This is a genomic window from Mycoplana sp. MJR14 (assembly GCF_029210525.1).
Lineage (GTDB): Bacteria > Pseudomonadota > Alphaproteobacteria > Rhizobiales > Rhizobiaceae > Mycoplana.
Genome location: NZ_JARGEO010000034.1, coordinates 1 through 357 on the forward strand (window position 1 = coordinate 1; position 357 = coordinate 357).

At 65.0% G+C, this 357-nt stretch carries 1 protein-coding gene; it reads left to right on the plus strand.

Features of this window, described 5'->3' with window-relative positions; all coding sequences use genetic code 11:
* A partial coding sequence (locus P0086_RS25215; RefSeq protein ID WP_275790829.1) for a cadherin repeat domain-containing protein occupies positions 1 to 357 on the plus strand: 357 nt, incomplete at both ends.

The window sequence follows — 357 nt, forward strand, 5'->3', positions numbered from 1 at the left end:
TCGCTGTCGAAGACGAGCGTCGCCGAGGACGCCAAGGCGGGCACGGTGATCGGCAAGCTGTCGGCGAAGGATCCGGAGGGCGGCGCGGTCACGTACAGCCTGTCGTCCAACCCCGGCGGGATCTTCAAGCTCTCCGGCAACACGCTGCAGCTCGCCAAGGGCGTCGACTACGAGACGGCGAAGAGCCATTCGGTGAAGGTCGTCGCCACCGACGTCGGCGGCAAGACGGCCACCAAGACGTTCGGCATCGATGTGATCAACGTCAACGAGAACCCGACGTCGATCGCGCTGTCCAAGGCGTCGGTTGCGGAAAACAGCAAGACCGGCACGACGGTCGGCACGTTCTCGGCGAAGGAT